The organism is Pseudoduganella sp. GW821-FHT11H04, from assembly GCF_058807935.1.
On sequence record NZ_JBXARE010000018.1, the window covers coordinates 14,949 to 34,742 of the forward strand.

Below are 19,794 nucleotides of genomic sequence, written 5' to 3' on the forward strand. Positions count from 1 at the left end.
CTATCGCCGCCAGCGGTAGCTCAAGGCTGCAGCCACGGCGCCCGCCGCCACCAATCCCGACGCAACAAAGTAAATGCATTGCGGTCCTGCGCTTTCCCAGACCTGGGTCAGAGCCAGGCTTCCTATGCTGGCGCCTACGCCGTAAGAAATGCTGATGTAAAGGGCCTGGCCACGCGCCTGCAAAGCGCCGCCGAACCAGCGCTGCATGGTCTGCACCGATGCCGAGTGGTGCAAGGCGAAGGTCGCGGCGTGCATCAACTGCGCCAGCACAAGCAGGACCAGCGAGTGCGGACCGATGCCAATCAGTGCAAAACGCAGCACACCAATGCCGAAGCAGGCGTACATCAGCCGCTTGGCGCCCCAACGCTTGAACAGGGGCGCCTGGTAATAGAAGCACAGCACTTCAGCCACAACGCCGACGGACCACATCAGGCCAGTGACGGTTTTGCTATAGCCCTGTTTTTCCAGGTAAAGCGAATAGAAGGTATAAAGCGAGGCGTGGGCCGAGACCATGAGTGCCGTGGAAGCGAAGAATGCCAGCACTTCTTTTTTGCGCAGCACCGCCAGCAGCGCAGGCGGCTTGCCGGAATGCGTCAGGCGCGGCACGTCCTTCAGGCGGAAAGCGGCGCCCAGCACGCACACCAGCAGCACGCCACAGAACCAGATCAAGGCGCCAGTGCCCTGCCAGTCCATCAGGAAGGAAGACAGCATCACCGTCACGATGAAGCCGATCGAACCCCACAGGCGTATGCGCCCGTAGTACGTCAGGTCGCCCCGCATTTCGGAAAGCATCAACGCCTCGCACATCGGCCCTTGTGCGCTCGTGAACAGGTTAAGCAAAACCATCGCGGCAAAGAAGTGCGCGAAAGTGGAACCGAAAACGAAACCGGAAAACGAAACCAGCGCCGCCATGCCGGTCAGGCGCAGTACGAAGACGCGCCGTTCGGAATGGTCAGCAACATAACCCCAGACATTGGGGCCGAAGATCCGCAACACCTGGATCAGCGACATCAGCACGCCGATCTGTGCTACCGACATCCCCCTGCCCTGGAAATACAGGCTGGCGTATGTCGAGAAAGTACCGGCGTAAGCGTAATAACAGAAGAGGAAAAGCGCGAATCCGAAAGCCTGGGCCGGCAACACGCTTACTGCGACGCCTTACTGATATCCGGAGTGGATACTTTAACGTCGCCGCACTGCGCGCGATGCATCAAGGCGTGGTCCATCAGCACCAGGGCCAGCATCGCTTCCGCAATTGGCGTTGCGCGGATGCCGACGCACGGATCGTGGCGGCCGAACGTTTCCACCATCACCGGGTTGCCTTCCTTGTCGATCGAACGGCGCGGCGTACGGATCGAGGAAGTCGGCTTGATTGCGATCGAAACGCTGATGTCCTGGCCAGTCGAAATGCCGCCCAATACGCCGCCGGAATTATTGCCGACGAAGCCTTCCAAGGTGAGTTCGTCGCCGTGCTCCGAGCCGCGCTGCGCCACACTGTCGAAGCCGGCGCCGATCTCGACACCCTTCACCGCGTTAATGCCCATCATGGCGTAAGCGATGTCGGCATCCAGCTTGTCATAAATTGGCTGGCCCAGGCCTACCGGGACGTTGCGCGCCACCACGTCAATGCGGGCGCCGATGGAATCGCCATCCTTGCGCAGCGCGTCCATGTATTCTTCCATGCGCTCGATCAGGGCCGCGTCCGAAGTGGCTGCGAAGAACGGATTGGAAGGAACGTGTTCATAGCTCTCGAACGGCACTTCGATGTCGCCCAACTGGCTCATGCAGCCCGCGAATTCAGTACCGTATTTCTCTTTCAGCCACTTCTTGGCAATGGCAGCTGCGCCCACTACCGGAGCGGTCAAGCGCGCCGAGGAGCGGCCGCCGCCGCGTGGATCGCGCACGCCGTATTTATGCCAGTAGGTGTAGTCGGCATGGCCGGGACGGAAGCTCTCCGCGATATTGCCGTAATCCTTGCTGCGCTGGTCTTCATTCTTGATCAGCAGGGCAATCGGGGTGCCGGTCGTCACGCCCTGGTACACGCCCGACAGGATCTGCACCGTGTCCGGCTCCTGGCGCTGTGTCACGTGGCGCGAAGTGCCTGGCTTGCGGCGGTCAAGCTCCGGCTGGATGTCCGCTTCCGACAGCACCAGGCCCGGTGGACAGCCATCGATTACGCAGCCAATTGCAGGACCATGGGATTCGCCAAAAGTGGTGACGGTGAACAGCTTGCCGAAGGAGTTGCCAGACATGATGAGGGAGATGTGTAGTTGCCGGGGAAACTCCCCATTCTAACCCGAGATGGCAAAACTCGCAGGGAGTAGCCATTTTGCCACCAAGATTTGCAAAACTAGCACCCCGCTATTCGTTAACTTCCATGAAAGTGTTTAAATGGTCGTTCTCAGGAACAATTCGCTATATACTAAGTTGTAAGAACACCGAGACCCCTTGGAGAAGCGACAAATGCCCCCTTCGATCACGGCGCCGGATGGCGGCCACGACGATCAGGACGATCTGGTTTTCTTAGAAGAGCATACCGCTCAGCCAGTTCCCCCGGCACAGCGCAATGTCTGGCGCGTGATGATTATCGATGACGACGAAGACGTCCATTCGACGACCACGTTCGCCCTCGGCAACCTGGACATGCAGCATCGCCCTCTCGAATTCGTGCACGCTTATTCCGCCGCCCAGGCGCGCGAAATGCTCAAGCACGAACAGGAAATCGCCGTGATCCTGCTCGACGTAGTAATGGAGCAAGATGACGCCGGTTTGCACCTGGTGCGCTATATCCGCGAAACGCTGAGACTGGCCGATGTGCGCATCATCCTGCGCACCGGCCAACCTGGCTATGCGCCCGAAATCGACGCGATCCGCGATTTCGACATCAACGATTACAAGACCAAGTCGGAACTGACCCGCATCAAGCTGTTCACGACCGTGACCGCCGCGATCCGCTCCTACGAACAAATCCGCAATATCAACGAAAGCCGTCGCGGCCTGGCGCGCATCGTCCAAGCGAGCACCGAGCTGATGGCGCTGCATGGCGTACAGAATTTCGCCTCTGGTGTGCTGTCGCAGATCGCCGCATTGCTGGACCAGGAAGCGCACGGCGTGCTGTGTGTGCAGGAATGCCCCGACGCCGGCTGCCACGAACTGGTCGTGATGGCCGCCACCGGTAGCCACCATAACCTTAACAGCAGCCAGCTGACCATCCAGGAAGATCCGCGCGTATTCAAGGCCATGGAAGATTGCCTGGCGGCCCGCCGCAATATCTATAACGCCGACAGCCTGGTGCTGCATTTCGCCGGAAAGGCTAGCCGCACCTTCGTCGCCTTCATGGACGTTTCGCGGGCGCCGAGCGCGCTGGAACAAAGCCTGCTCGAAGTCTTCTGCAGCAACGTCGCCGTGGGGCTTGACAATGTGGAGCTGGTATCGCACCTGCATACCGCGGCCTTCTACGACAATCTGTCCAAGCTGCCGAACCGCACCCGCCTGATCGAGATCCTCGATGCCACGCTGGCCGGACCAGCCAAGGAAGACGCCACGCTTTGCCTGGTGGACCTCGACCACTTTGCCGAAACCAATGACGCCCTGGGCCATGAATTCGGCGACCTGCTGCTATCCGCGGTCGCGGGCCGACTGCAAAACAGCCTTGGCAAGCAATTGACTGTGGCGCGCATCGGCGGCGACATTTTCTGCGTGCTGGGCGATGCCGGCCAGGTCAATCCGGCCAACATCATCAGCCTGTTCTCGACCCCATTCAGCATTGATGGCCAGGACGTGCAATTGTCCGCCACCCTGGGCCTGGTGCGCCTGCTGGAACACGATGGCGGCGGCGCCGACGCACTGAAAGATGCCGATATCGCGCTGAAGCGCGCCAAGACGCAGCAGCGCGCCGGCCACTTCTACTTCTCGCGCAGCATGGGCGTGGAAATCCGCGAACGCGTACGCATGATGCACGCGCTGCGCACGGGCTTCAGCCAGAACCAGCTGTTCGTGGTCTACCAACCCCAAGTCGACCTGTCGACACGCCGCCCATCCGGTGCAGAGGCGTTGCTGCGCTGGCAGACGCCGGACGGCAAATTCGTCTCGCCGGACCGCTTCATCCCTATTGCGGAATATTCGGGCCTGATCATCGACCTGGGCGAATGGGTGATGCGCACCTCTTTGCAGGAACTGGTGGCGCTGCGGGCCGCGGGCCATACCGAATTCACCATGTCGATCAACGTATCGCAAGTGCAGTTCCGCCATCCGCACTTCATGGAAACGCTGCGCAACGCCCTGCACGACACGGGCGCGCCGCCTGAATACGTGGAACTGGAAATCACGGAATCGATGGCCATGGAAGAACCGGACATGCTAATCAAGATGCTGGCGCAGATCAAGCAGACCGGCGTCACCATTGCGATCGACGATTTCGGCACCGGTTTCTCGTCGCTGTCCTACCTGCAGCGCCTGCAAATCGACCGCCTGAAGATCGACCGCGCCTTCGTCACCGAGATCACCAACTCGGCACGCGGCAGCAGCATTGCCGAAATGGTCGTGCAATTGGGCCGCAACCTCGGCCTGGCGGTGATCGCGGAAGGCGTGGAAGACGAACGCCAGGCACAGATCCTGGAAAACCTGGGCTGCCCGCTGGGCCAGGGCTTCCTGTTTGCCCGTCCGATGACCGGTGAGGCCTTGCTAGGCTGGCTCAGCGACGACGCCCTGGCCGGCGTCGCATAATAAAAAAGCCACCGTCGTTCGGTGGCTTTTTTGTTTGCCGAGGCGGGGATCAGCCTTCGGACTTCTCTTCTTCCTCTGCCGGCCAGTCGCGGATATAGGCCTTCAGCATGCGGTTCTCGAAGCTCTGCGCTTCCAGCACGGCGCGCGCCACGTCGTAGAACGAGATCACACCCAGCAGGGTCTTGGCGTTCATGACCGGAAGGTAGCGCGCATGCTTTTCCAGCATGATGCGGCGCACTTCATTCACTTCGGTGTCCGGGGTCACGGTGATCGGGTGGTCGTCCATGTGCTTGCGCACGGTGCCGCCGCCGACCGAACCCTGGTTCGAATGCAGCGCCTTCAGCACTTCGCGGAAGGTCAGCATGCCTACCAGGTCACCATATTCCATCACCACCAGCGAGCCGATATCTTTCTCGGCCATGGTGTTTGCCGCTTCGACCAACGGCTGGTCCGGAGTGATCGTGTAGAGGATGTTCCCTTTGACTTGGAGGATTTCGGATACTTTCATTTTGGGCCGTCCTGTCCGGTGGTGATTATGGTTTTATTGTAAGCCTTACCATCGAATTTAGCGTAAGCCAAGCGAAAAATCCAGTTCTGGATTAATCAAAACGCAACAGTATTCACAAGCTAAATAACACGATAGCATGTCAGCCATGACTAAGCCAAATTATCCAGGGTTCGATACCCTCGCCCTGCACGCGGGCGCCACGCCAGATCCGGCCACCGGCAGCCGCGCAACTCCCATCCATTTCACCTCCTCCTTCGCTTTCCGCGACTCCGACCACGCTGCAGCCCTCTTCAATATGGAGCGCGCGGGACATGTGTATTCGCGCATCTCCAACCCCACCAATGCGGTGCTGGAAGAGCGCATGGCGGCACTGGAAGGCGGCGTGGCGGGGATTGCCACGGCCAGCGGCCAGGCGGCCATGCATCTCGGACTGGCGACCATCGCCGGCACAGGCTCGCATATCGTGGCCTCACGCGCCCTTTACGGCGGCTCGCATAACCTGCTTTGCTACACGTTGAAGCGCTTTGGCATTGAGACCACCTTTGTCGATCCGCGAGATCTGGATGCCTGGCGTGCGGCGATCCGGCCCAATACCAAGGTCCTTTTTGGCGAAACACTGGGAAATCCCGGGCTCGACGTGCTGGACATCCCGAACGTGGCGGCAATTGCGCATGAAGCGCACCTGCCCCTGATGGTCGATTCGACCTTCACCACTCCTTACTTGCTGCGCCCATTCGATCATGGCGCCGACCTGGTATTCCACTCCGCGACCAAATTCCTGTGCGGTCACGGTACGGCGATCGGCGGCGTGCTGGTGGATGGCGGCACCTTCGACTGGCAAGCGGCCTACGAAGCAACTGGGCGCTTTGCCGAGCTTTGCGAACCATATGACGGCTTCCACGGCATGGTCTTCGCTGAAGAGTCGACCGTGGCGCCGTTTGCGCTGCGTGCTCGGCGCGAGGGACTGCGCGATTTCGGTGCAGCCATGAGTCCGCATAATGCTTTCGCCATCCTGCAGGGCGTGGAAACGCTGGCTGTGCGGATGGATCGCCACGTCGCCAACACGCGCCGCGTGGCCGAATTCCTGCTTTCCAATCCGGCAGTGGAATCGGTCATTTACCCCGAACTGGATTCGCACCCGGACCGCGCATTGGCCGCCCGCCTGCTGCCGAAAGGCGCCGGGGCCGTGCTGTCGTTCACACTGAAGGGCGACCGCGCCGCAGGCAAACGCTTTGTCGACAGCCTGAAAGTGTTCTCCCACCTGGCCAATGTGGGCGATGCGCGCTCGCTGGTGATCCACCCTGCTTCCACCACCCATTTCCGGGTGCCGGCCGACCAGTTGGCGGCATCGGGCATCGCCGAGGGCACCATGCGGCTCTCGGTCGGACTGGAGGATGCCGACGACCTGCTGGAAGACCTGGCGCGCGGCCTCAAAGCCTCGCAGAAAGGGGCTTGAGAATGATGTTCAGTGATTCTTATTGCTACACGGGCGGCAAGGCCTTCGATCCGGCTTTGCCAACCGTGGTCATGATCCACGGCGCGCAAAACGACCATTCGGTCTGGGCGCTGCAATCGCGCTATCTGGCGCATCACGGCTTTGGCGTGCTGGCTGTGGATTTGCCTGGCCATGGCCGCAGCCGTGGAGCCGCGCTGCGCAGCGTCGAGGAAATGGCCGCATGGCTGCGTGGCCTGATCGACGCGGCTGGCGTGAAATCGGCCGCCCTGGTCGGGCACAGCATGGGCTCCCTGATCGCACTGGAGACTGCGCACCAAGCGCCGGACCGCATTACGCGCCTGGCGCTGCTTGGCGCAACTTACCCGATGAAGGTGTCCGACGCCCTGCTCGATGCGGCCCGCAACGCTGAGGGTGATGCGATAGACATGGTCAACATCTGGTCGCACAGCTCGTACGCACAGAAACCGTCTTGCCCTGGCCCCGGTTTCTATGTGAGCGGCATGTCGAAGCGGTTGATGGAGCGTATTTCGTCGCAGGGCGAGGAATATTTGTTCCATACCGATTTCACGGCCTGCAATGCGTATGCAAATGGCGACGCGGCAGCGGCTAGCGTCCGCTGCCCGGCGCAGTTCATCTTTGGCAGCAAGGATATGATGACGCCTCCGCGCAGTACAAAGGCGCTGCTGGCGGCATTGCCCGGCGCTCGCACTGTGACCGTCGATGCCGGCCACCAGATGATGGCCGAACAGCCTGACGCTGTGCTGGACGCGCTGCTGGCCTTCCTGCGCTAGCCGAAATGTTCGGCCAGCGTGGCGCCCAGGCCGGCCTCCACAGCCGTTTCAACCTGGCGCGCCAGGATGGCGGCATCGCGGCTGGCCTGAAGGTCCAGTTCATTGTCTGAATCGGCCACCACGCCGGCATTCAGCGACATGCCGCCGAACACGAACAGGCGGTAGACGTCCGCCAGCGTCACTTTGTGCACGTTTGCCAGCAGCACCCAATTGTCCACGCCTTCGCTGACGCGTTTTCCGAACTGCACCCGTGAAGGCGGCGCGATCTTCACTTTTGCCACCCAGCCCGGAACCAGCATCTTCTCCATCAGGGCATCCATTTCATCGAAGCCCAGTCGCGTGCGGCCACGCATTTCCGTCGAACTGACGGCAGCGTTGTCGCCGCGCTCGCGCGCCTCATGCAACACCTTCAGCACCGCCATGGCGTCGACAAATTCGCCACCCGGCACTGCTTCGTGCCACCAGCGTTCGTATTTCACCACCGGCAGCGCGGCCGTCAGCAATGCTCCCAGCAGCGTAATCAGCCAGGAAACGTAAATCCACAACAGGAACAGCGGCAAGGCTGCCAGCGCGCCGTAAATCTTGGAATAGGTCGGCACCTGCGTGATGAACACCGCGAAGCCGCGCTTGGCCAACTCGAAAGCCACCGCCGCCAGCGCACCGCCGCAGATCGCGTCGCGCCAGTCCACCATCCGGTTGGGTACCGAAATATAGAGGAAGGTGAAGCCCAGTGTCGTCAGCAGCACCGACAGCAAGGTATAGAAAATTGGACCGGTCACCGAGCCAACCAGGCCGCTGGTCGCGTCGAACAGGTGGGTCGACAGGCTGATGGACACGCCCACCAGCAGCGGGCCAAGCGTAATCAGCGCCCAATACACCATTACCCGCCGTACCAGCCGGCGTTCAGCCTTCACGCGCCAGATGCGGTTGAAGGCGCGCTCGATCATGCTCAGCATCGTCACGGAAGTCAGCACCAGCGTCACCGCACCAACGGCCGACAGGCGCGTGGCTTTGGAGGCGAAAGTTGTCAGATAACCCAGGATGGTGCTGGAAATGGCCTTCGGCATGACGCTCTTGATGAAATACGCCTCCAGCGCGGTGCGGAAGGTATTAAACATCGGGAAGGTTGTAAAGATTGCCAGCGCAATCGTCAGGACCGGCACCAGGGCGAACACAGTGGTGAAGGTCAGGCCGCCGGCAACCTGTGGCAGGCTTTCCTCGCGCAGGCGGCGGCGCCCGAACTGCACGAGATCGCGCAACTCGCTCCAGGACAATGCGCGCAATTCGGCCACGCCCTTGGTACAGGCGCGGGCAACGTTGGTATAGAGGGACTTAAGAACCATCGGTAAAGCTATTTGATCATGCTAATTAATAAAGGGTCATATAATAGCAACGATGAACCGAAACAACCTTACAATTCTGATTTTGTATTATTCAAGGCATGGTTCCGTGCGCAAGCTGGCGGAATTAGTAGCACAGGGAGTTGAATCCGTAGCAGGCTGCGACGCCCGCCTGCGCACCGTGCCTGCGGTATCGACCGTCGCGGAAGCGACCGCGCCGGAAGTGCCGCTGGATGGTGCGCCATATGTCGAACTGAAGGACCTGGAGGAATGCGACGGCCTCGCCCTGGGCTCCCCCACCCGCTTCGGCAATATGGCTTCAGCCATGAAGTATTTTTGGGATGGAACGTCGGCGCAATGGCTGTCCGGCACCCTGTCCGGCAAGCCGGCCTGCGTGTTCACCTCGACCGGCAGCCAGCACGGCGGCCAGGAATCGACGCTGCTGACAATGATGGTGCCTTTGCTGCATCATGGGATGATGGTCATGGGCCTGCCCTACACCCATCCGGAACTGATGACGACGACCAGCGGCGGCTCGCCTTATGGCGCTACCCACTGGTCGGGGCTGGACGGCAAAAAGCCGTTCACGGAAGATGAAAAACGCCTGGCAATCGCAATGGGGCGCCGGTTGGCCGAAGCGGCCGTCAAGCTGCGGGGATAAGAAAATGAACAGCACCAAACATAAAATATTCCATTGGGGCGCCATCGGCAGCCTGGCCTTGCTCATCGTCTGGTGCGTGGCCTGGGAAATGTGGCTTGCTCCGCTTAAACCGGGAGGCTCCTGGGCGGTCCTCAAGGCAGTGCCGCTTCTTTTCCCGCTGCTGGGCGTGATCAAGCGCGATATCTACACGCTCCAGTGGACTTCAATGATGATCTTGATCTACTTCATCGAAGGCGTGGTACGTGCCTGGGCTGACAAAGTCACGCCTTGGCTGGGCTGGGGCGAAGTCGCTATTGTGGTGGTCTACTTCATGTGCGCCATCCTTTACGTGCAGCCTTACAAAAAGGCTGCCAAGCAGGCGGCCCGTGAATTGCTGGAAAAGGTCAACACCAGCAAGACCAAGTAACGATGGATACCGCTGCTTTTCTCGACGCTTGCCGCGCCCTGCTCGGCGAGTCGAATACCATTTCCGACGACGCGGCCATGGCGCCCTACCTGCGCGACTGGCGCGGGCGCTTCACCGGGCGGGCGCTCGCTGTGCTGCGCCCCGCGGATACCGAACAAGTCGCGGCAACCGTAAAGCTTTGCGTCGAGGCGCGCATTCCGATCGTTCCCCAAGGCGGCAATACCGGCCTAGTGCTTGGCAGTGTGCCCGATGCCAGCGGCCGCGCCGTTGTGCTTTCGCTGGCGCGCATGCAAAAGATCCGGCAGGTCGATCCCGTCAACCGCACCATGACGGTCGATGCCGGCGTGATCCTGCAACGCGCCCAGGAGGCGGCCGCTGAACACGGTTGCCTGTTTCCCCTGTCGCTGGCAGCTGAAGGCAGCTGCACCATCGGCGGCAACCTCTCCACCAATGCCGGCGGCACCGGCGTGCTTCGCTACGGGAATACCCGCGAGCTGTGCCTCGGACTTGAAGTCGTAACACCGCAGGGCGATATCTGGTCCGGATTGCGCGGCCTGCGCAAGGACAATACCGGCTACGATTTGCGCGACCTGTTCATCGGCGCGGAAGGCACGCTGGGCATCATCACCGGCGCTGTGCTCAAGCTCTATCCGCAGCCTAAGGCGTCCGTGACGGCGCTGGCGGCGCTGGAATCGCCGGCGGCGGCGCTACGGCTGCTCTCGATTTTGCAGGACCATTGCGGCGCAAGCCTGACCGGCTTTGAACTGATGTCTGCGTACTGTCTGCACCTCGTGGGGAAGCATTTCCCGGCACTGCCGCAGCCGCTGAACGGGCATCATGCCCAATATGCCTTGCTGGAGCTGTCCAGCAGCGAATCGGAAGCACATGCCGCGACGCTGCTGGAACGCGCGCTGGGCGTGGCGCTGGGCGAAGGTGTGGCACAGGACGCGGTGGTCGCCAGTTCCGCCGCGCAGTCCCGCGGATTGTGGGATTTGCGCGAACATATTCCACTGGCGCAGGCGGCCGATGGCAAGAACATCAAGCACGATATTTCGCTGCCGGTATCGTCGATTGCGGACTTCATTACAAGCACCGAGCCACAATTACAGGCGGCCTTCCCTGGCTGCCAGCTGGTGTGCTTTGGCCACCTGGGAGATGGCAACCTGCATTTCAACGTCGCGCCGCCTGCCGGCGTGACGAACGAAGAATTCCTTCACAACCAGGATGCAGTCAACCGCGTCGTGCATGATGCTGTAGCAGCCTTCGGCGGATCGATTTCAGCCGAACACGGTATTGGCGCTTTAAAGCGTGACGAACTGGCGCGGTACAAATCGCCGGTGGAGTTGAACCTGATGCGCGCCATCAAGGGCGCATTGGATCCTTTGGGCCTCATGAATCCCGGGAAAATACTATGAAACCCCTGCCCTTGCTGCTGTTGGCCTTAGTCCTTCCCGCAGGGGCGCAAACCCTGCACAAGTGCACCGTCGATGGAAAAGTGAGCTATTCGCAGCAGCCTTGCGAGAAAGGCATCGCCAGCACGGTGGCCGTGCCACCGACGCCGGCTCCTGATCCAGCCGTCGCGGCGGACCTGAAGCGCCAGGCGCGCGAGGCCGAAAAACTGGCCACGGCACGCCGCAAGCGTGAAGCACGTGAGGAGCGAGAGGAAATGGCTGCTGCGCGCGCGGTCGCCGTCCACAACAGGAAGTGCAAGAAACTCCAACTCCAGCAGAAATGGGCCGAGGAGGACGCTCGCGGCGCGACGCTGCAGAACACCGAGCGCGCCAGGCAGAAGGCGAAGCGCGCCGCCGACACGACCCAGTTGGAATGCGGCGGCTGACGCGCTGGCTCGCTGCTGGGGAATGGCGCGCGCACCCGGTGCGGGCGTTGACCGCGATCGCTGCGATTGCAATCGGCGTGGCGATGGGGTTTGCGATCCACCTGGTCAATGCAGCGGCGCTGAACGAATTCTCTACCGCGATCAGCAGCCTCTCCGGCCAGGCCGACATCCAGCTGACCGGTACCGAGGCGAGTTTCGACGAATCCATTTATCCCGTTCTTGCGCGGCTGCCGGAAGTGGCGGTCGCTTCGCCTGTGCTGGAATTCGATGCTTCGTTACCCGGCGCGCGGCAAGCGCTGAAGATCATCGGGCTGGATGTGTTTCGCGCCGGATTTATCACGCCGGACTTGATCGGGGCTCCCGATGCGGACCAACAATACGATACCCTGGCTGACGACGCGATTTTCCTTTCTCCTGCTGCCATGAGCTGGCTGCAGGCGCGGCCAGGCGGCGAACTGCGCTTGCAGGCAGGTAGCAAGGCCGCTGTCCTGCGGGTCGCTGGGTCCCTGCAACGGGCGCGCGTTGGTCAGCGTTTTGCGGTCATGGACATCGGCGCCGCGCAGTGGCAATTCCAGCGGCTTGGAAAACTGTCGCGCGTGGATCTGAAGCTGCGTGATGGGGTTGATCGCGGCGCTTTTGAACGCGCGCTGACGGCGCGGCTGGAGCGTGACTATCCAGGCCGTTTCCGTGTAGGCCAGCCGAACGACTCCGGACAGGAAAGCCGTAGCGCAAATCTGAGCCGGGCCTATCGCGTCAACCTGAGCGTACTGGCGCTGGTAGCGCTGTTCACCGGCGCCTTCCTGGTGTTCTCATCGCAGGCTTTGTCGGTTCTGCGCCGACGCAGCGAGTTCGCGCTACTGCGCGTGCTTGGACTGGAGCGGCGCCAGTTGATCCGCCAGGTGCTGCTGGAAAGCGCTCTGTTGGGCACCGCAGGTTCCGCGCTCGGGGTGGCAGGCGGCTATGCACTGGCCGCCGCCATATTGCGCCTGTTTGGCGGCGACCTTGGCGCGGGCTATTTTGCAGGCGTGCAGCCATCGGTACAGTGGGCGCCCGGCGCCGCGCTGGCCTACTTCGCGCTCGGCCTCTTTGTAGCGCTGCTTGGCGGCCTGGTTCCGGCCCTCGATGCCGCACGTGCACGGCCTGCCGTTGCGCTCAAGGCGGGAACCGATGAAACGGCGCTGCGCCGCCTGGCGCGTCCGTGGCCAGGGCTGTCCTGTCTCGCAGCCGCCGCCGCAATGACTTTCGCACCGCCTGTATTTGAATTGCCACTATTCGGCTATCTGTCCATCGCGTTGCTGCTGGTCGGCGCAATCGCGCTCATGCCGCGCCTGGCCGGCAGCGTCTTCCGAATGTTTGACTCGCGCACTCGGCTCGCCGGGGGTGCGGCGAATCCTGTCGCTGCGCTGGCGCTGGCACGGCTGGCGAATGCGTCCGGACAGGCTGGGATAGCGCTGGGCGGGGTGCTGGCCAGCTTCAGCCTGATGGTGGCAATGGCGATCATGGTCGCCAGCTTCCGCACCTCAGTCGACGAATGGATTCTCCGCATCCTGCCGGCCGACGTCTATGTACGCAGCGCGTCGGCTGGCGTCACCGGCGGGCTTACGCCTGGCGAACAAGCGGCCCTCAGCGCCGCTCCGGGCATCGCCCGCATTGAGTTCCTGCGCGTGCGCTCCGTCTCGCTCGCGGCCGAACGCGCCAATGTCGCAATCCTGGCGCGGGATGTCAACCCAGCCGATCCTGGCCGCGCAATGGTCCTCGTCGGAGAGCCCGAAGCTGCGGCGGGGGAAACTGGCGCTCTCCCGCCAGCGTGGGTATCCGAAGCGATGGCCGACTTATATGGCTCGCACACAGGCGCCACAATTCGCCTCCCATTGCAAGGCAAACAGCGCGAATTCCGGGTCGCAGGCATCTGGCGCGACTACGCCCGCGCCGGCGGCGCCGTCATCATCCGCCGTGCAGACTACATCGCCATGACCGGTGACCGCGACGCCGGCGACGCCGCCATCTGGCTCGCAAAAGGCGCCAGCGCCGCGCAGGTACAGGAAAACATCCGCAAACTCCCCTTCGGCGAGCTGCTCGAAACCAGCATCCCATCCGAAATCCGCAACCTGACGCTGAAAATCTTCGACCGCAGCTTCGCCGTCACCTACCTGCTGGAAGCGATCGCCATCGTCATCGGCCTGTTCGGCGTAGCGGCGACCTTCTCCGCGCAAACCCTGGCGCGCAGCAAAGAATTCGGCATGTTGCGCCACGTCGGCGTGACGCGCGGACAAATCCTGGGCATCCTTGCACTGGAAGGCGGCGCCCTGACTACGCTCGGCATCCTTGCGGGATTCGCGTTGGGCTGGGTCATCAGCCTGGTGCTGGTCCACGTGATCAACCCGCAATCCTTCCACTGGACCATGCAAATGCACTACCCCTGGCCCCTGCTAGGTACCGTCGCACTGGCCTTATTGCTATCGGCGGCCGCCACTGCCCTGATCGCAGGCCGACAAGCCCTCTCAGAAGGTCCAATCCGCGCCGTAAGGGAGGACTGGTGATGCGCGCCGTACTTTGCTTCCTGCTCGCGTCCATCATAGCGCTGCCACTGAAAGCCGCCGATTTCACGCCAGTCAAACCCGGCGTGGAACTCCAGTTCCCGCGCGACTTCGGCTCGCACATTGGTTTCAAGACAGAATGGTGGTACGCCACCGGCTGGATCGCAACGCCGGATGGCCGCCAACTCGGCTACCAGGTCACCTTCTTCCGCGCCAGCACCGGACATGGCCGCGAGAACCCGAGCCAGTTCGCAGCGAAAGACATCATCCTCGCCCACGTCGCGTTGTCCGATCCAGCACTCGGCAAGCTCCTGCACGACCAGCGTACGGCCCGCGCCGGCTTTGGCCTGGCCGAAGCATCAACTCAGGACATCGACATTCAACTGGACGGCTGGCGTATGCGCCGCGGCGCAGATGGAAATTACCAAATCGACATCGAAGCGACCGACTTTACACTCGCCCTGAAACTCCACCCCACCCAGCCCGTCATGCTGCAAGGCGACGCCGGTTTCTCCCGCAAAGGGCCCCAGCCCGAACAGGCGAGTTATTACTATAGCAAGCCCCAGCTGCACACCAGCGGCACCGTCACCCGGCGCGGAGCCGCGTCACAGGCCGTGCAAGGCGTGACCTGGCTCGATCACGAATGGTCAAGCCAGGTGCTTGATCCCAACGCCGCAGGCTGGGACTGGACGGGCATCAACCTGGCCGACGGCGGCGCCCTCATGGCATTCCAGATAAGGGACCGCCAGGGTGGTAAACTATGGGCCCACGCGACATGGCGCGACGCATCCGGTAAGATGACGCACTATTCGCAGGACCAGGTCAGTTTTACCCCGCAGATGCGATGGCGTTCGCCGCGCACTCATGCCGAGTATCCCGTCGCCACCCTGATTTCCACCGGCCCCGAACAGTGGCTGGTCAGTCCTTTACAACAGGACCAGGAACTGGATTCGCGCCGTTCGAGCGGCGCAGTCTATTGGGAAGGCGCGGTCACGGTCACGCGGGAGGGCAAGCCGGCGGGACGCGGCTACCTGGAGTTGACGGGCTATGTCCGTCCGATGAAACTTTAAAGAAGAACGTAGAATACGCAATGAGCACCACCAATAACGGCCAGCCCGAAGCCCGAGAACTCAAGAAAGGCAGCCTGGCCGCCTTCAAGGGCCTTCTGCCCTTCCTCAAGCCTTACCGCAACCGCTTCCTCGTGGCCGGCATCGCGTTGATCGTGGCCGCCGGTTCCACCCTGGCCATCCCGTACGCATTCAAACAGATGATCGACCTGGGCTTCGGCGCCAACGCCGGCGTGCATAGCGCGGCCCACGTCAACCAGGTGTTCCTGGCCTTGTTCGCGGTGGCCACCGTGCTGGCGCTGGCGACTGCGGCGCGCTTCTATAGCGTGTCCTGGCTCGGCGAGCGCGTCACCGCCGACATCCGCAATGCCGTGTACTCGCACGTGGTAACGCAAAGCCCCGAATTCTTCGAAACCACCAAGACTGGCGAGGTGCTGTCGCGCCTTACCACCGACACGACCCTGATCCAAAGCGTGGTGGGCACAAGTATTTCCATGGCGCTGCGCAATGTGCTGCTGTTCCTGGGCGGCCTGGTGATGCTGTTCGTGACCAGCCCAAAACTGACCGGCATCATCATCGGCCTCTTGGTGCTGACCGTGCTCCCGATCGTAATTTTCGGCCGCCGCGTGCGCAAGCTGTCGCGCGACTCGCAGGACCGCGTGGCCGATGCTTCCGCCATGGCCGGCGAGATCCTGAACGCCATGCCGACCGTGCAAGCCTTCACCCATGAAAATCTCGAAGCACAACGCTTCGGCGGTTCGGTGGAAGGCGCCTTCAGTACCGCAATGCGCCGCATCCAGGCGCGCGCCTTCCTGACCATGCTGGCCATCGTGCTGGTGTTCGGCACCATCGTCTTCGTGCTGTGGCTGGGCGCGCACGCCGTACTGGAAGGCTCGATGACCGGCGGCGACCTTGGCCAGTTCATCCTGTACGCATCGATCGTGGCGGGCGCAATTGGCGCACTGTCCGAAGTGATGGGCGAGGCCCAGCGCGCAGCCGGCGCCACCGAGCGCCTGCTGGAACTGCTGGCAGTCCGCTCCGACATCCAGAACCCGGCCCAGGCACAAGCGCTGCCGCCGCGCGCTGCCAACGGCGCGTCCCTGACCCTTGCCGATGTAAGCTTCAGCTACCCTTCGCGTCCTGACACACTGGCCCTCGACCATGTGACCCTCGACATCAAGCCAGGTGAGACTATCGCCGTAGTTGGCCCGTCGGGCGCCGGCAAGACCACCCTGTTCCAGATGCTGCTGCGCTTCTACGATCCGCAATCGGGCGCGATCCGCCTGGACGGCACCGACATCCGCCTGCTGGACCTGCACACCCTGCGTGGCGCCATCGGCATCGTGCCGCAAGATACCGTCATCTTCTCGGCCGATGCGATGGAAAATATCCGCTACGGCCGCGCCGACGCGACCGACCAGGAGGTGATCGAAGCCGCACGCATGGCAGCGGCCCACGAATTCATCGAACGCCTGCCGCACGGCTACAAGTCCTTCCTTGGTGAGCGCGGCGTGCGCCTGTCCGGCGGCCAACGCCAGCGCATCGCCATTGCACGTGCATTGCTCAAAAATCCACCGTTACTGCTGCTCGACGAAGCAACCAGCGCGCTGGACGCGGAATCCGAACGCCTGGTGCAAGGCGCACTGGAAGCGGCAATGGTTGGCCGCACCACCGTCATCATCGCGCACCGCCTGGCAACCGTGCAACGCGCCGACCGCATCATCGTCATGGAAGACGGCAAGATCGTCGAAACCGGCACCCACCAGTCGCTGGTGGCGCTGGGCGGCATCTATGCCAACCTGGCGGCGCTGCAATTCCATCACGTTCACGTGACCCACTGAGGCCCTTGTGACCGACGCTGAACTGCGCCAGAACTGCCACACTGTCCTGCCCGGCCACCGCCAGCCGTCGCCGGCGGAGACATTTGCCGCCATGGCGCAATGGTGCGAGGCCAACGGCATCGCCCACGACGTCTATGGCGAAGGTGAATTGATCCAGTCCTTCGAGCAAAAAGTCGCTGACCTGCTGGGCTTCGAGGCCGCCACCTTCTGCATCACCGGCACCATGACCCAGGTCACGGCGTTGCGCCTGGCCTGCATGGAGCGAGGCAGCCGCCTGGTTGCACTGCACCCGACGGCGCATATCTTCAAGCACGAACGCAGCAACCATCAATTGCTCGACCACTTCCAGGCGCTGCAACTTGGCGACCCGCATCGTCCATTCACGCTGGCAGAATTGCAGGCCGTGCCGGACCGCTTGGCCGCCGTTTCGCTGGAACTGCCGGCCCGTGAGCTGGGCGGACAGTCGCCGCAATGGGAAGAACTGCAGGCCATTAAGGCGAACTGCCGCGCGCAAGGCATTCACCTGCATATGGATGGCGCTCGGATGTTTGAAGCGGCGGCCGGCTATGGCCGCACGCCAGCCGAACTGGCCGCAGGCTTCGACAGCGTCTACGTTTCGCTGTACAAGGGCATCGGCGGCCTGGGTGGCGCCATGCTGCTGGGCAGCCGCGCCTTCATCGCGCGTGCGCAGGAGTGGCTCCGCCGCCAGGGCGGCAATGTGATCCACCGCAGCCCTTATGTGGTCGCTGCCGCGATGCAGTTTGACGCACGACTGGTCGCGATGCCCGAATATTTCCGCCGCACGCAATGGCTTTACGAGGCCCTGCGTGATTATCCGCAGTTGCGCGCCAACCCCGCGCACCCGCATGCGAACTTGCTGCATATCCACGTGCCGGTCGACCGCGACCGCCTGCTGCAGATCCGTAACGAGATCGCAGCGAAGCACGGCGTGTGGCTGCTGAATCGGGTGGCGCACGCGCAACTGCCCGGCACCAGCTACACCGAATGGTATGTCGGTGATAACCTGATGGCGCTGACGGACGAGCAAGTCCGTCACGCCCTGAAACTTTGGAGCGAAGCACTATGAGTTTTGCCTCGCTGGATTTGATCGACGGGCTGCAGCGCACCCTCGACTCGATTGGCTACAAAGTACCGACACCGGTACAAAAACAAACGATTCCCGCCGTGCTGGCGGGCCGCGACCTGATGGCTGCCGCGCAAACCGGAACCGGCAAGACGGCCGCTTTCGCCCTGCCCCTTCTGCAGCGCCTCACCATGGAAGGCGACCAGGCGGCGCCGAATTGCATTCGTTGCCTGGTGCTCGTTCCTACGCGTGAGCTGGCCGAGCAGGTGTACCAGAGCTTCCACACCTACGGCTTCAACCTGCCGCTGCGCTCCGCCGTTGCCTATGGCGGTGTGCCGATGGATCCGCAGATCGCCAAGCTCCGCAAAGGCATCGATATTCTCGTGGCCACGCCTGGCCGCTTGCTCGACCTGCACCGCAAAGGTGCGCTGGAGTTCGGCCAACTGCAAGCGCTGGTGCTGGACGAAGCGGACCGCATGCTGGACCTGGGCTTTGCCGACGACCTGGATTTGCTGTTCGCGGCGCTGCCTGCCGAACGCCAGACCCTACTCTTTTCGGCCACCATGCCGGACTCTATCCGCGCGATGGCGAAGCAATTGCTGCGTGATCCGCTCATGGTACAGGCCAGCGCGCCTAACACCGCGGCGCGCACCGTACGCCAGATGGTCTTCACCACCGACAAACGAAACAAGCCGGACCTGTTCCTGCATTTGATGCGCAAAGAAGGCTGGGGCCAGGTCCTGGTGTTCGTCAAGACGCGCAAAGGAGTCGAACAACTGGTCGGCCTACTGCAGGGCGAAGGCGTTTCCGCCGACTCGATCCACGGCGACAAGCCGCAGCCCGCGCGTATCAAGGCACTGAAGCGCTTCAAGGCAAACGACGTCCAAATTCTGGTGGCAACCGACGTCGCCGCCCGCGGCCTGGATATTGAAGCCCTGCCGCTGGTTGTGAATTTCGACTTGCCAACCGTGGCGGAAGACTATATTCACCGCATTGGCCGTACTGGCCGTGCTGGCGCCGAGGGCGAAGCGGTTTCACTGGTCTGCGCGGATGAAGTTGACCTGCTCCGTGCTATTGAGAAGCTGACCGGCGCCGTGCTGCCGCGCGCAGAAGAAACAGGTTTCGAGGCGGACCATCGCGTTCCTTCGACCGGCACGCCGACTGCCGCTGCAGCATCGGCTCGCACTGCCGCCAAGCCGGCGCGCGGCGGGGCCAAACCTACAAAGGCCGCAACACCTGGCGCAACGGCACGACCGGCCGTAAAGCAGCCCACAAAAGCGATCGATGACACGCCGCGCCCTGCAGGTGGCTTTGGCGGACTCAAAGAAGAGCTGCCACCGAAAGAAAAAGCACGCTCGCGTGGGCCAATCTACGGCGCGCGGTCCGGCAGTCCTGGCGCAGGCACCGGCGGCTCAGCGCGCGGCAGCGCTGGCGGCGGCAAAGTCGTCGTGACCGCCACGCGCGGCGCCAAATCGACAGCCCGCGCCGCAGGCCGCGCAGCAGCCGCCAAATCCGGCGGCCGCGGCAACAAACGATAAACG

16 protein-coding genes are annotated in these 19,794 nt (G+C 62.5%); 12 read left to right on the plus strand and 4 right to left on the minus strand.

Features of this window, described 5'->3' with window-relative positions:
• Both AC1RTP_RS25555 and aroC read right to left on the minus strand, forming a co-directional pair.
• Entirely contained in the window at positions 1-1,143 is a 1,143-nt protein-coding gene (locus tag AC1RTP_RS25555; RefSeq protein ID WP_498611456.1) for an MFS transporter, read from the minus strand.
• 2 nt (positions 1,144-1,145) lie between these two features.
• Positions 1,146-2,252, minus strand: coding sequence for a chorismate synthase (aroC, locus tag AC1RTP_RS25560; RefSeq protein ID WP_498611457.1), 1,107 nt, complete (start codon positions 2,250-2,252; stop codon positions 1,146-1,148).
• Between the two features lie 211 nt (positions 2,253-2,463).
• Between aroC and AC1RTP_RS25565 the strand changes: the two genes are divergently transcribed.
• Entirely contained in the window at positions 2,464-4,725 is a 2,262-nt protein-coding gene (locus AC1RTP_RS25565; RefSeq protein ID WP_498611458.1) for a putative bifunctional diguanylate cyclase/phosphodiesterase, read from the plus strand.
• Between the two features lie 49 nt (positions 4,726-4,774).
• Here the strand turns inward: AC1RTP_RS25565 and AC1RTP_RS25570 are convergent, their stop codons facing one another.
• The gene (locus AC1RTP_RS25570) at positions 4,775-5,233 is read right to left on the minus strand and encodes a CBS domain-containing protein (RefSeq protein WP_498611459.1); all 459 of its coding nucleotides are present in this window, start codon (positions 5,231-5,233) and stop codon (positions 4,775-4,777) included.
• Between the two features lie 145 nt (positions 5,234-5,378).
• Between AC1RTP_RS25570 and AC1RTP_RS25575 the strand changes: the two genes are divergently transcribed.
• Both AC1RTP_RS25575 and AC1RTP_RS25580 read left to right on the plus strand, forming a co-directional pair.
• Complete coding sequence (locus AC1RTP_RS25575; RefSeq protein ID WP_498611460.1) at positions 5,379-6,689, plus strand: O-acetylhomoserine aminocarboxypropyltransferase; 1,311 nt, start codon at positions 5,379-5,381, stop codon at positions 6,687-6,689.
• Positions 6,690-6,691: 2 nt separating this feature from the next.
• Positions 6,692-7,480 carry an alpha/beta fold hydrolase gene (locus tag AC1RTP_RS25580; protein WP_498611461.1) on the plus strand — a complete coding sequence of 263 codons (789 nt, stop codon included), beginning with the start codon at positions 6,692-6,694 and terminating at the stop codon, positions 7,478-7,480.
• On the opposite strand, the gene AC1RTP_RS25585 is transcribed toward AC1RTP_RS25580, so the two are convergent.
• A complete protein-coding gene (locus tag AC1RTP_RS25585) occupies positions 7,477-8,823 on the minus strand; it encodes a YihY family inner membrane protein (RefSeq protein ID WP_498611462.1) in 1,347 nt (448 codons plus the stop codon). The genes AC1RTP_RS25580 and AC1RTP_RS25585 overlap by 4 nt on opposite strands.
• A 52-nt stretch (positions 8,824-8,875) precedes the next feature.
• On the opposite strand from AC1RTP_RS25585, the gene wrbA reads away from it, so the two are divergent.
• From wrbA to AC1RTP_RS25630, 9 genes are read left to right on the plus strand one after another with little or no spacing between them, the layout of a single operon-like run.
• Positions 8,876-9,481 carry an NAD(P)H:quinone oxidoreductase gene (gene wrbA, locus AC1RTP_RS25590; protein WP_498611463.1) on the plus strand — a complete coding sequence of 202 codons (606 nt, stop codon included), beginning with the start codon at positions 8,876-8,878 and terminating at the stop codon, positions 9,479-9,481.
• Between the two features lie 4 nt (positions 9,482-9,485).
• Positions 9,486-9,887: a DUF2069 domain-containing protein gene (locus AC1RTP_RS25595; RefSeq protein ID WP_498611464.1), complete on the plus strand. Its 402-nt coding sequence runs from the start codon at positions 9,486-9,488 to the stop codon at positions 9,885-9,887.
• Positions 9,888-9,889: 2 nt separating this feature from the next.
• Positions 9,890-11,302, plus strand: coding sequence for an FAD-binding oxidoreductase (locus AC1RTP_RS25600; RefSeq protein WP_498611465.1), 1,413 nt, complete (start codon positions 9,890-9,892; stop codon positions 11,300-11,302).
• Positions 11,299-11,724: a DUF4124 domain-containing protein gene (locus AC1RTP_RS25605; protein WP_498611466.1), complete on the plus strand. Its 426-nt coding sequence runs from the start codon at positions 11,299-11,301 to the stop codon at positions 11,722-11,724. The genes AC1RTP_RS25600 and AC1RTP_RS25605 overlap by 4 nt, the downstream gene beginning before the upstream one ends.
• Positions 11,712-14,264 carry an FtsX-like permease family protein gene (locus tag AC1RTP_RS25610; RefSeq protein WP_498611467.1) on the plus strand — a complete coding sequence of 851 codons (2,553 nt, stop codon included), beginning with the start codon at positions 11,712-11,714 and terminating at the stop codon, positions 14,262-14,264. Before AC1RTP_RS25605 ends, AC1RTP_RS25610 begins: the two co-directional genes overlap by 13 nt.
• A complete protein-coding gene (locus AC1RTP_RS25615) occupies positions 14,264-15,331 on the plus strand; it encodes a lipocalin-like domain-containing protein (protein ID WP_498611468.1) in 1,068 nt (355 codons plus the stop codon). The genes AC1RTP_RS25610 and AC1RTP_RS25615 overlap by 1 nt, the downstream gene beginning before the upstream one ends.
• 20 nt (positions 15,332-15,351) lie before the next feature.
• Complete coding sequence (locus AC1RTP_RS25620; protein WP_498611469.1) at positions 15,352-17,169, plus strand: ABC transporter transmembrane domain-containing protein; 1,818 nt, start codon at positions 15,352-15,354, stop codon at positions 17,167-17,169.
• Between the two features lie 7 nt (positions 17,170-17,176).
• Entirely contained in the window at positions 17,177-18,256 is a 1,080-nt protein-coding gene (locus AC1RTP_RS25625; protein ID WP_498611470.1) for a threonine aldolase family protein, read from the plus strand.
• A complete protein-coding gene (locus AC1RTP_RS25630) occupies positions 18,253-19,791 on the plus strand; it encodes a DEAD/DEAH box helicase (RefSeq protein WP_498611471.1) in 1,539 nt (512 codons plus the stop codon). Before AC1RTP_RS25625 ends, AC1RTP_RS25630 begins: the two co-directional genes overlap by 4 nt.
• The last annotated feature ends 3 nt before the right edge of the window (positions 19,792-19,794 follow it).